13 protein-coding genes and 1 pseudogene are annotated in these 14028 nt (G+C 71.3%); 6 read left to right on the top strand and 8 right to left on the bottom strand.

Annotation, left to right across the window (positions count from 1 at the left end; all coding sequences use genetic code 11):
• The first annotated feature begins 130 nt into the window (after positions 1-130).
• On the top strand, positions 131-1345 hold the full coding sequence (locus tag ABZ796_RS25165) for a hypothetical protein (protein ID WP_357340700.1): 1215 nt from the start codon (positions 131-133) through the stop codon (positions 1343-1345).
• A 23-nt stretch (positions 1346-1368) separates the two neighbouring features.
• The gene (locus ABZ796_RS25170) at positions 1369-2331 is read left to right on the top strand and encodes a formylglycine-generating enzyme family protein (protein WP_357340702.1); all 963 of its coding nucleotides are present in this window, start codon (positions 1369-1371) and stop codon (positions 2329-2331) included.
• On the opposite strand, the gene ABZ796_RS25175 is transcribed toward ABZ796_RS25170, so the two are convergent.
• On the bottom strand, positions 2316-3860 hold the full coding sequence (locus tag ABZ796_RS25175) for a sulfatase-like hydrolase/transferase (protein WP_357340703.1): 1545 nt from the start codon (positions 3858-3860) through the stop codon (positions 2316-2318). The two genes, ABZ796_RS25170 and ABZ796_RS25175, sit on opposite strands and share 16 nt — an antisense overlap.
• A gap of 126 nt (positions 3861-3986) precedes the next feature.
• Here ABZ796_RS25175 and ABZ796_RS25180 point away from each other — a divergent pair, with 126 nt between their 5' ends.
• Positions 3987-4442, top strand: coding sequence for a DUF5709 domain-containing protein (locus ABZ796_RS25180; protein WP_357340705.1), 456 nt, complete (start codon positions 3987-3989; stop codon positions 4440-4442).
• Between the two features lie 29 nt (positions 4443-4471).
• Here the strand turns inward: ABZ796_RS25180 and ABZ796_RS25185 are convergent, their stop codons facing one another.
• Complete coding sequence (locus tag ABZ796_RS25185) at positions 4472-4867, bottom strand: VOC family protein (RefSeq protein WP_357340707.1); 396 nt, start codon at positions 4865-4867, stop codon at positions 4472-4474.
• A gap of 138 nt (positions 4868-5005) precedes the next feature.
• Here ABZ796_RS25185 and ABZ796_RS25190 point away from each other — a divergent pair, with 138 nt between their 5' ends.
• A complete protein-coding gene (locus ABZ796_RS25190) occupies positions 5006-6055 on the top strand; it encodes an adenosine deaminase (protein WP_357340709.1) in 1050 nt (349 codons plus the stop codon).
• A 40-nt stretch (positions 6056-6095) separates the two neighbouring features.
• Positions 6096-6953, top strand: coding sequence for an alpha/beta hydrolase (locus tag ABZ796_RS25195; protein ID WP_357340711.1), 858 nt, complete (start codon positions 6096-6098; stop codon positions 6951-6953).
• On the opposite strand, the gene ABZ796_RS25200 is transcribed toward ABZ796_RS25195, so the two are convergent.
• The 6 genes and pseudogenes from ABZ796_RS25200 to ABZ796_RS25225 all read right to left on the bottom strand — a co-directional run bounded on the left by ABZ796_RS25200 (position 6950) and on the right by ABZ796_RS25225 (position 13136).
• Positions 6950-8668 carry a biotin carboxylase N-terminal domain-containing protein gene (locus ABZ796_RS25200; RefSeq protein WP_357340713.1) on the bottom strand — a complete coding sequence of 573 codons (1719 nt, stop codon included), beginning with the start codon at positions 8666-8668 and terminating at the stop codon, positions 6950-6952. The genes ABZ796_RS25195 and ABZ796_RS25200 overlap by 4 nt on opposite strands.
• Position 8669: 1 nt before the next feature.
• The gene (locus ABZ796_RS25205; RefSeq protein ID WP_357340722.1) at positions 8670-9719 is read right to left on the bottom strand and encodes a biotin-dependent carboxyltransferase family protein; all 1050 of its coding nucleotides are present in this window, start codon (positions 9717-9719) and stop codon (positions 8670-8672) included.
• A pseudogene (locus ABZ796_RS25210) lies at positions 9693-10304 on the bottom strand (allophanate hydrolase subunit 1); the annotation flags it as partial. The gene ABZ796_RS25205 and the pseudogene ABZ796_RS25210, both read right to left, overlap by 27 nt.
• On the bottom strand, positions 10301-11095 hold the full coding sequence (locus ABZ796_RS25215) for a putative hydro-lyase (RefSeq protein ID WP_357340714.1): 795 nt from the start codon (positions 11093-11095) through the stop codon (positions 10301-10303). The pseudogene ABZ796_RS25210 and the gene ABZ796_RS25215, both read right to left, overlap by 4 nt.
• Positions 11092-11883: a 5-oxoprolinase subunit PxpA gene (locus tag ABZ796_RS25220; protein ID WP_357340716.1), complete on the bottom strand. Its 792-nt coding sequence runs from the start codon at positions 11881-11883 to the stop codon at positions 11092-11094. Before ABZ796_RS25220 ends, ABZ796_RS25215 begins: the two co-directional genes overlap by 4 nt.
• The gene (locus tag ABZ796_RS25225; RefSeq protein WP_357340718.1) at positions 11880-13136 is read right to left on the bottom strand and encodes an NRAMP family divalent metal transporter; all 1257 of its coding nucleotides are present in this window, start codon (positions 13134-13136) and stop codon (positions 11880-11882) included. The genes ABZ796_RS25220 and ABZ796_RS25225 overlap by 4 nt, the downstream gene beginning before the upstream one ends.
• A 147-nt stretch (positions 13137-13283) precedes the next feature.
• Between ABZ796_RS25225 and ABZ796_RS25230 the strand changes: the two genes are divergently transcribed.
• The gene (locus ABZ796_RS25230; RefSeq protein ID WP_357340720.1) at positions 13284-13925 is read left to right on the top strand and encodes a GntR family transcriptional regulator; all 642 of its coding nucleotides are present in this window, start codon (positions 13284-13286) and stop codon (positions 13923-13925) included.
• The last annotated feature ends 103 nt before the right edge of the window (positions 13926-14028 follow it).

Below are 14028 nucleotides of genomic sequence, written 5' to 3' on the forward strand. Positions count from 1 at the left end.
GACTAAATGATCGGTCACATGATCAGATTTCCAGTCATAGCTCGGTTGTGGAGCTCTCGAGGGGAGTGGCAGGGGGTATCCGAAACGACTACCCTCTACGATCCTCGCTGAACAGTTTCGAGGGAGTGAGATGTCCGACCCCACCGGAAGCACCGCTCAACAAAGCCCCAAACCGACCGAGCTCGCCAACGCGGCGGCCGAGGAGGCGCGCCGACGACGGCTCGGGCTGCCGCCGTTGCCGCGTCGGCGGCGCGACCGGGGTCGTCCCGTACGCCTGGCCCTGCGCTGGCTGGTGAGCGTGGGCGTGCTCGTGGCGGTGGCCTTCCTCGGCACCTCGGCGTGGGCGTACTTCAGCGGCGAGATCGGTCCGCTGCGCGGTGACGAGAAGGCGGTGGCGCGCACTCTCACGCTCGCCGGGGACACCCCCGCCTGGGCCGACCCCGAGCAGATCCGCTGCGCCGCGGACGCCATCGCCAAGGACAGTGGCAGCGCGGGGCTCACCGAGGCCGGTGTGGTCGCCAGGGCGGGCAGCGGCTTCAGCTACACCGGCGAGTGGCCCTCGGCGCTGGGCTCGCAGTGGTACGGAGAGCTGCTCGGCTGTGCCGACGGCGGTGCGAACAGCTGGAGCAGGCAGGTCGCGGAGGCCTGGACGCTCGACGACCCTCGCTGCCTGCGCGAGGTCGGCCGCCCGGCGATCGCCGGCGTCCTCGCGGTCACCAACCTGCGGCTCACCGACGAGGACCTCGCCGCCAAGAACGTCGCCGCGATCACCGACCTGGACACGTGCTACGCCCGCACCCCCGAGGCGCCGACAGCCGCCGCGGCCGCGGGCTACCGCGAGGTCACGCTGAAGGTCACCGCTCCGACGGTCACCTCCGGCATCGCCTCCATCGACGACGGGGCCACGCAGCCGACCGCCGGCGAGGACCCGGAGCTCACCTACACCCTCCAGGTCGCCAAGGGCGGCACCGAGGCCTGCGTGGAGGCGACCACCAAGGTGACGTACGCCTGGGGCACGGTCCGCGCCGGCGAACCGGCCAAGCTCTGCGGCAAGGCGGCCGCGGCCCGGATGGAGTGGCACACGGTGGAGCGCTCGTGCCCGAAGGGCAAGCCGAAGTGCACCTACATGGCCGCGTACGTCGAAGGGCTCCCCGACAACCAGACGATGACGGTCACCTACCGACCGACGGGTGACTTCAAGTGCGCCGGCAAGAAGCCGACCTGCACGGTCAAGATCAAGGCCGACGCCAACGGCAAGGCCCGCACGCCGGGCCTCATGGTCACCGGCAAGAAGGGGAAGGTCGTGGCGAGCGCAGGCAGCCTGAAGGCGACGTACGCCCGCTGAGGGCTCGTCATTAGGCTGGGAGGGTGCCCTCCGACCTCACCTTCGGCGCGACCCGCGGGCCCAGCCCCGACCCGGCTCGGCGCCCGCCGGCCCTGCCCCGCAAGCGTCGCCGCACCCTCGTCGACCTCCCCGGTGGGACGTACGCCGCCGGGGACTCGTTCGGCGAGGGCTACCAGGCCGACGGCGAAGGCCCGGTGCACCCGGTCGCCCTGCCCGGCTTCCGGCTGGACGCGACCTCGGTCACCAACGAGGAGTTCGCCCGGTTCGTGAAGGCGACAGGCCACGTCACCACGGCCGAACGAGAGGGCTTCTCGGCCGTCTTCCACCTGGCCTTCGAGGGCTCACCACGCGACATCCTCGGCCGCTCCCCCGAGGCGCCCTGGTGGCTCGGCGTGCGCGCCGCCTCCTGGCGGTCACCGGAGGGCCCCGGCACCAACGTCGGCCGCCGCGGCAACCACCCGGTCGTGCACGTCTCCCACGACGACGCGCTGGCCTACTGCGACTGGGCCGGCACCAGGCTGCCGACCGAGGCCGAGTGGGAGTACGCCGCCCGCGGCGGTCTCGACGGCTCCCGGTTCCCGTGGGGCGACGACCTGGAGCAGGACGGCACCCACCACGCCAACGTCTGGCAGGGAGCCTTCCCGGACACCAACACCGCCGCCGACGGGTTCGTCACGACCGCGCCGGTGCGGACGTACGAACCCAACGGCTTCGGGCTGTTCCAGATGATCGGCAACGTCTGGGAGTGGTGTGCGGACTGGTTCTCGCCGACCTACTACACCGAGCTCGTCGACGGGCTCGCCTCGGACCCGCGCGGTCCGGCCGAGGGCCTGACCCGGGTCATGCGCGGCGGCTCCTACCTCTGCCACGACTCCTACTGCCACCGCTACCGGCTCTCGGCGCGCTCCAGCAGCCCGCCCGACTCGACCGCGGGCAACCTGGGGTTCCGCTGCGCGGCCGACGCGGCCGATCAGTCGGCCGGGTAGAACTCCTTCGGACACGTGTCACCGGCACAGTGGGCGTACTTCTCGCTCAGCCCACGCAGCTCGGCCAGCTCGTCGGCGTACTCGGGGAGCAGCGCGAGCGAGCGGATCTGGTAGGGGTCCTCGGCCATGTCGTAGAGCTCTTCGCTGCCGTCGGAGAAGCGGGCGTAGGTCCAGTCACCGAAGCGGATCCCCGAGTAGATCTGCTTGGAACCGTCGTTGACCCGCCAGGCGGAGAGCGGGATCACCCGGTTCTGCGCGGGGGCGTCGAGCCACGGCATGATGTTGACGCCGTCCTGTGTCCGCCCCGGCTCGGCACCGGCGACCGCCATGATCGTGGTGGCGATGTCGGGGTTGCCGACCCCGGTGGCCAGGTTCCGCCCGACCGGGATGCCCGGGCCGCGCAGGATCACTGGGATCCGCTGCGTCTCGCGGTAGTGCATCAGCTTGCCGTTGATGTTGTGGCCGCCGGTGGTGTAGCCGTTGTCCGAGGTGAAGATGATGATGGTGTCGTCGAGCTGGCCGGTCTCCTGCAGCCGGAGCACGTGGCTGGCGACCGCGCGGTCGAGCGCCTGGACCGCCTCGACGCGCTGCTCGTGCGCGATCCGCAGCTCGGCGCGGCCCTGCGCGTCGAAGTACTTGCGGGAGGCCGAGATCCGCGGCGCATCGGTCGGGGTGCGGAACATGTAGGGAGTGTCCGGCAGCTCGAGACCGTCGAAGGAGTGCTTGTCCTCGTCCGCGGGCCTGGTGGTGCTGGTGCCCTCCGGGTCGTCCGGCTCATCGGGACCGCCGTGGTGCGGCGCCACGTAGTTGAGCCACATGTACCACGGCTTGTCGGCACGCTCGGGCGCCGAGATCATCTCGTTGGCCTGGTCCCGCATCACGTAGGTCGTGTAGCGGTTGTAGGTCGTGAGCTTGCCGTTGTGGTTGATCCGCGGCCGGATGAAGTTGTAGGTCGACATGTCGGTCGTCGCGCGCCAGTCGGTCCACCCGGGCGGCACGTCCTTGGCGGTGCCGTCGAGGCCGTAGCCGTTCAGGTACTTGCCGGCGAAGAGGGTGTCATAGCCGGCCTCCTGCAGCGCCTCGGGCAGCGTGCCGGTGTGGTTCATCGCCTGGTAGCCACCGCGTTCACCGTTGATCGTCACGGTGTGGTGGTTCTGGCTGTACTGCCCGGTCAGCAACGAGGCGCGGGCCGGCACGCAGATCGGCGTGGGCGCGATCGCCTCGGTCAGCGAGGTGCCCTGCGCGGCCAGGAGATGGCGGGTGTGGGGCATGAACTCGAGGTCCTCGTAGGCGAGGTCGTCCGCCGTGATCATGAGGATGTTGGGCTGGGCCGAGGAGGGCGTCCAGTCGGGGGTCTCCGTCGGCGTCGAGGGCACCACACCCTGGGTGTCGCCGCGCGCGAAGGCGTTCCCGGCCAGCGAGCCCAGAGAGCCCAGAGGACCAGCCGATTCAGGCATCGCGCCGAGCGCGATCGAGGCGCCGGCGAGCACGGCAACGGCGGCCACCGCCAATCGGGCGCGAGGCGCCATCTGGTCTGCTCCCTCGGTCGATCCCCGCGTCGTTTGTTTGCGCCCGGTTCCCCTCCCTACCGGACCGGGTTAACGTTACCGAAGGGGGCCTCGATGACCCCAATGCCGGCCGATCAGGAGACTCAAGTGAGCGAATCGCGCGAGAACTACGGCGACTACAGTGTCGACGACGAGGACCAGATCACCGGCGAGGACGCGCTCTCCGGGGACGTCCTCGAGGGCGAGGTGCGCGACGAGCTCGACCACGGCATCGTCACCGCCGACCGCTACTCCACCGACTACGGCAACACCCCGTGGGAGGAGGAGCACCGCGAGTGCATCGACCAGCGCCTCCCCCAGGAGGTGCCCGAGCCGGACCCCTACGCGGTCGAGTACGACGATGCCGAGGAGAGCGACGACCCCGACGGCCGCGAGGTCGGCAACAAGCGAGCCGGCCGGCTGGTCGACCCCGACCTCGGCGAGGGCGAGGACACCGAGTCCGAGCTCTACGGTGTCGACGCCGGCATCGACGGCGCCGGGGCCTCCGCCGAGGAGGCCGCCATGCACATCATCGACGACGAGGACGGCGAGGACTACCGCTGAGCCAGCCGGCCCTGTACTGGGCTCAGCAACTAGGCGGTGAGGTCGTCGACCTCCAGCACGACCTCGACCTCGAACCCCTCGGAGCTCTCCAGGTAGAGCGCGGTGTGCTCGTCGCCGCCGGCGTGCGGGTAGCGGTCGGCGTACATCTCGTGCCAGCCGTGCTCGGTCGAGGCCGCCCGCATCCGGTCGAGTACGTCTCGGCTCTCGACGGTGAACGCGATGTGGTTCACACCGGGCCTGAGCCGGTCCTGCGTGCCGTGCTGGTCGGTGGAGTGCTCCAGAAAGACGTACGTCCCGTCCGGCGCCTCCCAGAAGTGGCCCTTGTCCCCGGCCTCCCAGCCGAGCTCGCCGAAGAGCCAGCCCCACTCACCCGAGGCGGTCTCGAAGTCGTCGACCCAGAGGTCCCAGTGGTGGATCGCTCGCATCTCTCCCCCTAACCGGCCGGTGAGGCTGAGGCTACCTCGCGCGACGGCGTACGTGGATCGGTTCGGAGCCGAAGGCCTGGTCGTGACAGCCGAGAAAGGGAGTCGCGGGAGGGCTGACCCGCGTGTGAGGATCGAGGCGTGAGTGACCTGAAGACCTTTATCGCCGGGCTGCCCAAGGCCGAGCTGCACGTCCACCACGTCGGGTCGGCTTCGCCGCGGATCGTCGCCGAGCTGGCCGCGCGGCACCCGGGGACGGTGCCGGCGGATATCGAGCTGCTGCGGGACTACTTCACCTTCAGCGACTTCGCGCACTTCATCGAGGTCTACCTCTCGGTCGTCGACCTGGTGCGTACGCCGGAGGACATCCGCTATCTGACCTACGAGATCGCGCGCGACCTGGCGCAGACCCAGCAGGTCCGTTACGCCGAGCTGACCTGCACCCCCTACACCTCCGTACGCCCCGACCTGGCCGAGCGTCCTGCCGGGACGGGACACAGCGGGATGGCGATCGAGGCCTACACCGAGGCGCTCGAGGACGCGCGAGTCGGCGCCGAGCGCGACTTCGGGATCACGCTGCGCTGGATCTACGACATCCCGGGCGAGGCGGGGATCCCGGCGGCCGACGCGACCTTGACGTACGCCGTCGACCACGGCCCCGAGGCGCTCGTCGGGTTCGGGCTCGGCGGGCCGGAGGTGGGGGTTCCGCGGCCGCAGTTCAAGAGGCACTTCGACGCGGCCCGCGCCGCGGGGCTCCGCTCGCTGCCGCACGCCGGCGAGACCACCGGGCCGCAGACGATCTGGGACGCCCTGACCGTGCTGAAGGCCGAGCGGATCGGCCACGGCACCTCGGCGGCCCAGGATCCCGCCCTGCTCGCCCACCTGGCCGAGCACCGGATCCCGCTCGAGGTCTGTCCCTCGTCCAACATCGCCACCGGCGCCGTCGCGACGATCGAGGAGCACCCGCTGAAGACGTTCGTCGATGCCGGCGTGCCGGTCACGATCAACTCCGACGACCCGCCGATGTTCGCGACCACGCTCAACCAGGAGTACGAGATCGCGACCGGCCTCCTCGGCCTCGACACCGCCGGCATCGCCGATCTTGCCCGTGCCGCGGTGGACGTGTCGTACGCGCCCGAGGACGTCAAGGCCCGGCTGCGCAGCGAGATAGACACGTACGCCACGTCCTAAGCGCTTGACGCGGCTCGGGCCTCCCCGTTTGCTGGTCGGCATGGGTGAACTGACGCTGGCAGTCAACGGGATCGAGCTGTGCGTCGAGACGTTCGGTAGTCCTGCGGACCCGCCGATCCTGCTCGTCGGCGGGATGAGCGCCTCGATGGACTACTGGGAGGACGACTTCTGCCGGGCGCTGGCCGCCGGCCGGAGGTTCGTGATCCGCTACGACCACCGCGACACCGGCCGCTCGACGACCTGGCCGCCGGGAGAGCCGGGCTACACCGGGCGCGACATGATCGCGGACATCCCGGCCCTGCTCGACGCCTTCGGCCTGGACAAGGGCCACATCTTCGGCATCTCGATGGGCGGGGCGCTGGCCCAGTGTGCGGCGGTGCTCTATCCGGACCGGGTGGAGACACTGATCCTCGACGAGACCTCACCGGCCTTCGACGGCGTACCCGATCTACCCCCGATCGGTGAAGAGCTCGCGGAGTTCTTCGAGAAGGCCTCCCAGACCACCGTGCCCGATCACGAGGACCACGAGGCCCTGGTGACGATGCTCGTCGAGGACCAGCGGGCGTTTGTACCCGAGCGGTTCGACGAGGCCCGGATGCGGGCCGTGGTCGAGCGAGCCGTACGCCGCACCCCGGACATGCGGCCGAGCCTCGCCAACCATCATGCGATGGGCGACGGCGAGCCGGTCGTGGCGACTCTGGCCGACATCGCCGCGCCGACCCTGGTCATCCACGGCACCCGTGATCCGCTGTTCCCGATCGGTCACGCCGAGATCCTGGCCCGCGACATCCCCGACGCGACGCTCCTCGTCCTCGACGGCGTCGGGCACGAGCCGCCGCCGCCCTACACCTGGGACGAGGTCGTCCCCGCGATCCTGGGCCACACCGCCCCGAGCTAGTCGATCTTCCCCAGCACGTCCCCGATCGCGACCGTCCCGCCCACATCGGCACCGTGGGCGAGCACGCCCGCACGGTGTGCGGCGACGCGGGTCTCCATCTTCATCGCGTCGATGACCGCGACGTCCTGGCCCTCGGTGACCTTCTCGCCGTCGGGAACGAGCCAGTCGACGAGTACGCCGGGTACGGGAGCCTCCAGCCCGGCCGGGTCGGCAGCCGCTGGCCCCACATCCGCAGGCGCCGGCCCGCTCGCCGCGATCCCCCGCAGGAGGTCCTCGGGGAGCCCGAGCATCACCCGGCGACCGTCGATCTCGATCGGCACCCGCCGCAGCGGCTGCGCGGGAGCAGGCTCGGGGCGCCTCTGCGCCTCCAGCCGCGGCATCAGCGTGGTCTCGATCCACTGCGTGTGCACCGCGAACCCGGCGGTCGAGAAGGCCGGGTCCTCGAGCAGCACGCGAGCGAAGGGTACGACGGTCGCGACCCCCTCGACATCGAGCTCGCGGAGCGCGCGGTGGGCACGTACGACGGCGGTGTCGCGGTCCGGCGCGTGCACGATCAGCTTGGCGATCAGCGAGTCGAAGGCGCTCTGCACCGTGTCGCCCGCCTCGATCCCTGCGTCCCAGCGCACCCCCGGTCCCGCGGGGACCCGGAGGGCCGTCACGACGCCGGGGCTCGGCAGGAAGCCGCGGCCCGGGTCCTCGGCGTTGATCCTCAGCTCGATCGCATGGCCCGTCGGCGCGGGGGTCTCCGAGAAGGAGAGCCCCTGGCCCGCGGCGATCCGCAGCTGCTCCGCGACGAGGTCGACCCCGGTGACCACCTCGGTGATCGGGTGCTCGACCTGCAGGCGGGTGTTCACCTCGAGGAACGAGATCACCCCGTCCTCGCCCATCAGGAACTCGACGGTCCCGGCGCCGCGGTAGGAGACCGCCGCGCAGATGTCACGCGCTGCGTCGTGGATGCGGCGGCGCTGCTCGTCGGTCAGCCCCGGCGCGGGGGCCTCCTCGACGAGCTTCTGGTTGCGCCGCTGCAGCGAGCAGTCTCGGTCGCCGACGACCACGACGTGCCCGGCGCCGTCGCCGAGCACCTGCGCCTCGATGTGCCGTGGGCGCTCCAGGAACCGCTCGACGAAGCACTCACCGCGACCGAACGCGGCCAGCGCCTCACGCGAGGCGGAGTCGAAGGCATCGGCGACGTCAGCGAGCTCGCGGGCGACCTTCAGTCCGCGCCCGCCGCCACCGAAGGCGGCCTTGATCGCGATGGGGAGCCCGTGCTCGCGCGCGAACGCGACCGCCTCGTCGGCCGACTCCAGCGGCCGGTCGGTGCCCGCCACGAGCGGCGCGCCCACGCTCTGCGCGATCCGGCGCGCGGTGATCTTGTCGCCGAGCTGGTCGATGCTCTCCGGACTCGGCCCGATCCAGGTCAGGCCGGCGGCCTCGACCGCGCGCGCGAACTCGGCGCTCTCCGACAGGAACCCGTAGCCCGGATGCACCGCGTCGGCGCCGGAGGCCTGCGCCGCGGCCATGAGCCACTCGATGCTGAGGTAGGACTCGGCGGCGGTGGCCCCACCGAGCACGTACGCCTCGTCGGCAAGACGCACGTGCAGCGCGTCGGCGTCCTGGTCGGCGTAGACGGCGACCGACACGAGGCCGGCCTCGGCAACCGCCCGCACGACGCGGACGGCGATCTCTCCTCTGTTGGCGATGAGCACCCTGCGCATGTCAGTCTCCTCGGGTCTCGGCCGTCGGCCCCATGGGCACAGTCGGCACAGTGGGCGCGACGGGTCGGAAGCGGATGCGGACCCCGGGCGGCAGCTGCCCGGCCAGGTCCAGGTCGCGGTCGATGACCGCGCCGATGATCGGATAGCCGCCGGTGAGCGGGTGGTCCGGAAGGAACAGCACGGGCTGGCCGTCGGGCGGCACCTGGATGGCACCGGTCACCGCCCCCTCGCTCGGCAGCTCGCCGGCGACGTCGCGCTCGAGCGGGACATCGCCTTCGAGGCGTACGCCGACGCGGTCGGAGCGGGGCGTGACGGTCCACTCCTGCTCGACGAGGGTGCGTACGCCGGCCGGGGTGAACCAGTCCTCGCGCGGGCCGAGCACGACGCGCAGCACGACCGTGTCACCGGGCGCGGGCAGCAGGTCGGCGGGCGCAGGGTTCGGATCCACCGCATACGGTGCGGCCGCGGGGCCGTGCAGCGGCACGACGTCCCCCGCGCGCAGCGGCCGTCCACCGAGATCGCCGGGGCCGAGGCCCGCGAGGGTGTCGCTCGAGAGGCTGCCGAGCGCCGGCTCGAGATCCAGGCCACCGCGCACCGCGATCACGGCGCGCAGGCCGGCGCTCACCGCGCCGAGATGTAGCTCCTCGCCGTCCTCGATGGCGGTGGCGGCGCCGTGCTCGACCGGAAGCGCGGGGCCGTCGGTGCGTACGATCGTCGGCTCGGCGGGAGCGCCCGCGACCGCCACGACCGCGGGTCCGGTGAAGCGCAGGACCGCGCCACCGCCGGCGAGCTCGAACCCGGCCGCTCCGGGCGGGTTGCCCACGGCACGGTTGGCGGCCCGCAGGGCGCGGCGGTCGGCCGTTCCCGACGCGGAGACGCCGAGGGCGGCGTGTCCGGGGCGGCCGAGGTCCTCGAGCACCAGCTGCAGCCCGGGGCGTACGACCTCGACGGCGAAAGGATGCTCGGCGGGATGCTCAGCGGCGGCGGCCGCCGGGGCGGACCCGCTCACCGAGACCGACTCGCGCTCGAGCCGCTCGAAGCGCACGGTCATCCCGGGCGCGAGCAGCGCGGGCGGATCCCGGTGCAGGTCCCACATCGGCGCGTCCGTACGCCCGATCAGCTGCCAGCCGCCGGGGCTCTCCCGGGGGTATACACCCGAGAAGGTCCCGGCCAGCCCGACGGAGCCGGCCGGGATCCGGGTGCGCGGAGACGAGCGCCGCGGTACGTCGAACAGCGGGTCGTCGCCGACGAGATAGCCGAAGCCGGGCGCGTAGCCGGTGAAGGCCACCCGCCAGTTCGCGGCCGCATGGCGCGCGACGACCTGCTCGGCGCTGACCCCGAGCAGCTCGGCGACCTCGTCGAGATCCTGCCCGTCGTAGCGCACGCCGATCGTCACCGAACCGGCGGCCGGAAGGCCACCGTGGACGGCTTCGACGCGGGACAGCTCCTTGGCCAGCGTCACCTCGTCGACCAGCGTGGGGTCGAACCGGACGAGCACCGTCCGGGCCGCGGGCACCAGCTCGACGACGCCGGTCGGAGGCTCGGCCACGAGCGCCGCGTGCAGCCGCATCGCGCCCTCGAGGTCGTCCTCCTCGACCAGCAACGCCTGATCCGATGCGATGAGAACGCGCCTCACGCCAGATACTCCGAATCCCGTACGTCGGTGATGAACATGTGGCCGGGCGCGTGGGTGAGCGCGAACGGCGGACGCGAGTCCATGATCGCGGCCTGGGGTGTCACCCCACAGGCCCAGAACACCGGCACCTCGCCCTCGCGCACCTCGGGCGGGTCCCCGAACTCGGGAGCGGCCAGGTCGGCGATCCCGAGCGAGGCCGGATCACCGACGTGCACGGGCGCACCGTGCACCGCCGGATAGCGTCCCGAGATGCGTACGGCATCGGCAACGCGGTCAGCGGGGATCGGGCGCATCGAGACCACCATGTCGGCCCGCAGGCGCCCGGCCGGCGCGCACGCCCGAGAGGTGCGGTACATGGGCACGTTACGGCCGAGCTCCTGGTGACGGATCGCGATCCCGGCATCGGCCAGCCCCGCCTCGAACGTGAAGCTGCAGCCGATCAGGAACGAGACCAGGTCGGGGTGCTCCTCCCACGCCGCACTCGCGTCCGTGACCTCCTCGGTCAGCACACCCTCGCGCCAGATCCGGTACGCCGGGATGTCGGTGCGCAGGTCGGAGCCGGGCGCCAGAGCGGACTCGTAGGCGCCCGGGTCGAGCACCTCGAGCACCGGGCACGGCTTCGGGTTGCGCTGCGCGAAGAGCAGCACCTCGAAGGCCCAGTCGGCCGGCACGGAGATCAGGTTGGCCTGCACCAGACCGTGGGCGACGCCGCTCGTCGGAGCGACCTCGCCCGCCCGGTACCCGGCACGCGCGGCGCGCGCCTCCTCCAGCTGGGTGGTGCTCGCGGTCATGCGGCGGCCCCGGCGAAGGGAGCGATGACGATGCCCTCGGCCTCGAGCAGCGCCTTGGTCGCCGCGGCCATCCGAATGGCCCCGTCGCTGTCGCCGTGCACGCAGATCGAGTCGGCGCGTACGGCCACGTCGGTGCCGTCGATCGCCTCGACCACACCTTCGCGCGCGAGCCGCAGCATGCGGGCCGCGACCGCGTCGGCGTCGTGCAGCACCGCACCGGGCTCCGCGCGGGAGACCAGCTCCCCGCCGGGCGTGTAGGCGCGGTCCGCGAAGGCCTCAGCGGCCGTCGCGAGCCCGGCGGCCTCGGCGATGTCGAGCACGACGCCGCCCGCGAGCCCAAGCAGCACGAGCGACGGGTCGATCGCCTTCACCGCGGCGACCACGTCCCGCGCCTGCCGCTCGTCGCGGGCGATGGTGTTGTAGAGCGCGCCGTGCGGCTTCACGTAGCGGACGGCGCCGCCGACCGTCGAGGTCAGGCCGAGCAGGGCGCCGAGCTGGTACTCGACGTGCGCCTGCAGCGTCGCCGACTCGATGTCCATGGCGCGCCGTCCGAAGCCCTCGTAGTCGCGGTAGCCGGGGTGCGCGCCGATCGTGACGCCCTTGGCCACGGCGTCGGCGAGCGTCGTACGGATCCCTTCGGGAGTGCCGGCGTGGAACCCGCAGGCGACGTTGGCGCTCGAGACGATCGCCAGCATGGCCGCGTCGTCCGCGACCACCCGGTCGGGGGCGTTCTCGCCGAGGTCGGAGTTCAGATCGATGGTTGCTGCCTTGTTGTTCACGGTGCTCACGCTCCAATGCCGATGAAGGCGAAGATCGGGCGGATCGAGACGACGCCCATGTACCAGCTGAGCAGGGTCGCGAGGGTGCCCACGGTCAGCAGCCACACCGGGTAGCGGTAGCCGTGGAGAACGTCGCGCTGACGGAACCAGCCGATGTACATGAAGATCGACATGCCGATCGGGAGGATCAGGCCGTTGAAGCCACCGACGAAGACCAGGATAGCCGCGGGCGCGGCGCCGATCAGCAGGTAGAGGACGAGGGAGACCACGATGAAGCCGACCGTCGCGACCTGCAGCCGCCACCCCGTTCCCAGCTTCTTGGAGAAGGTCGAGATGAAGGTGGCCGAGGTGTAGGCGGCGCCGATGACCGAGGTGATCGCCGCGGCCCAGAAGATCGCACCGAAGATGCGGATGCCCGCGTCGCCGAGCACCGCACCGAAGGCCTGACCCGCAGGGTTCGCCGCCTGGCTGGAGAAGTCGAGGGTCACGCCGGAGGCCACGACGCCGAGGATCGCCAGGAAGAGTACGTAGCGCATGATCCCGGTGACCAGGATGCCGCTCATCGAGGCCCGATGCACGGCCGGCACGTGCTCAGGGCCGACCAGGCCGGAGTCGAGGTAGCGGTGGGCACCGGCGTAGGTGATGTAGCCGCCGACGGTGCCGCCCACGATGGTGGTGATGGTCGCGAAGTTGAGGGTGTCGGGCACGAAGGTCTGCCGCAGCGCGTCGCCGACAGGAGGCTGCGACGCGATCGCGACGAAGAGCGTCAGCCCGATCATCAGCAGGCCGAGCACGAGCACGACCATGTCGACGACACGGCCGGCCCGCTTGTACATGAAGATGCCGATCGCGAGCAGCGCCGAGAGCAGGCCGCCCACCTTCGGGTCGATGCCCAGCAGGGCGTTCAGACCGAGACCCGCACCCGCGATGTTGCCGATGTTGAACGCCAGGCCACCGATCACGATGAGGGTCGCCAGAACGTGACCGGAGTACGGCACCGCCTCGTTCGCCAGGTCGCCGGCCCGCTTGCCGGCGACGGTGATCATGCGCCACACGTTCATCTGCAGCGCGAAGTCGATCAGGATCGAGGCCAGGATCGCGAAGGCGAACGCCGCGCCGAGCTGCGCCGTGAAGGTCGCGGTCTGGGTGATGAAGCCGGGGCCGATGGCCGAGGTGGCCATCAGGAAGATGGCGCCGAGGATGGGTCCTCGGCGGGAGCGGGCGAAGCTCTTCGCGCGCTCGGCGCTGGTCGTGTCAGTCATGGGGGACTCCTGCCATCAACGGGCTGTGTGGCTGGCACCACACTCTTTGTGTAGTACAAGATGGCATAGATTGTTCTACAACAACAGCCGTCATTGTTAAATTGGCGTTTCGATTGTCCGCGGATGCGAGTCCCCTAGGATGCGGTCATGCCCGATGTCGAGGACACCCTGACGAACGCACTGCGCCGGCGGATCATCGACGGCGAGTTCGCCCCCGGCACCCGGCTCTCGGAGATCTCCCTCGCCGAGAAGCTCGGGGTCTCGCGCAACACGCTTCGCGAGGCGTTCCGCGTCCTCTCCGAGCAGGGGCTCGTCGAGCACGTGCCCCACCGCGGCGTCTCGGTCGCCTCACCCACCGTGGCGGACGTCGTCGACATCTATCGCGCGCGACGCTACGTCGAGACCGCCGCGCTGGCCGCGGGCTCCCCGCTGCATCCCGCGGTGACGGCGATGCGCGAGGCGGTGGAACAGAGCGAGACCAGCCTCGAGGCGCGCGACTGGCGCACGCTCGGCACCGCCAACATGGCCTTCCACGACGCCATCGTCGCCCTCGCCGACAGCCCGCGCCTGGAGCGGCTCTTCCGCGACATCGCCGCCGAGCTGCGGCTCGCGTTCCTCGAGATCGACAACCCCGAGGCCCTGCACGCCCCCTTCGTCACCCGCAACCGCGCCCTCCTCGAGACCTTCCTCGAACACGGCGGCCCCGCGGCCGCGGCCGAGCTCCAGGACTACCTCGTCCTCTCCGAGCGCACCGTCCTCGGCGCCTTCACCCGCCTGCGCCACGGGTAGGCCCAAACCCCGCCGAGTCGGCTCGAATTGACCAGAACCCGCGCCGAGTCGGCTCGTCATGACGAGCCGACTCGGCAGGGTTTTCGGTCAGGACGAGCCCGAT

The sequence above is a fragment of the Nocardioides sp. NPDC047086 genome (assembly GCF_040643685.1).
Classification (GTDB): domain Bacteria; phylum Actinomycetota; class Actinomycetes; order Propionibacteriales; family Nocardioidaceae; genus Nocardioides.

Bases quoted from the DNA above. Each gene is read 5' to 3' on its own strand.
- ABZ796_RS25165 (WP_357340700.1), top strand. From the start codon at position 131: ATGTCCGACCCCACCGGAAGCACCGCTCAACAAAGCCCCAAACCGACC.
- ABZ796_RS25175 (WP_357340703.1), bottom strand. From the start codon at position 3,860: ATGGCGCCTCGCGCCCGATTGGCGGTGGCCGCCGTTGCCGTGCTCGCC.
- ABZ796_RS25185 (WP_357340707.1), bottom strand. From the start codon at position 4,867: ATGCGAGCGATCCACCACTGGGACCTCTGGGTCGACGACTTCGAGACC.
- ABZ796_RS25195 (WP_357340711.1), top strand. From the start codon at position 6,096: ATGGGTGAACTGACGCTGGCAGTCAACGGGATCGAGCTGTGCGTCGAG.
- ABZ796_RS25200 (WP_357340713.1), bottom strand. From the start codon at position 8,668: ATGCGCAGGGTGCTCATCGCCAACAGAGGAGAGATCGCCGTCCGCGTC.
- ABZ796_RS25205 (WP_357340722.1), bottom strand. From the start codon at position 9,719: ATGACCGTGCGCTTCGAGCGGCTCGAGCGCGAGTCGGTCTCGGTGAGC.
- ABZ796_RS25215 (WP_357340714.1), bottom strand. From the start codon at position 11,095: ATGACCGCGAGCACCACCCAGCTGGAGGAGGCGCGCGCCGCGCGTGCC.
- ABZ796_RS25225 (WP_357340718.1), bottom strand. From the start codon at position 13,136: ATGACTGACACGACCAGCGCCGAGCGCGCGAAGAGCTTCGCCCGCTCC.
- ABZ796_RS25230 (WP_357340720.1), top strand. From the start codon at position 13,284: ATGCCCGATGTCGAGGACACCCTGACGAACGCACTGCGCCGGCGGATC.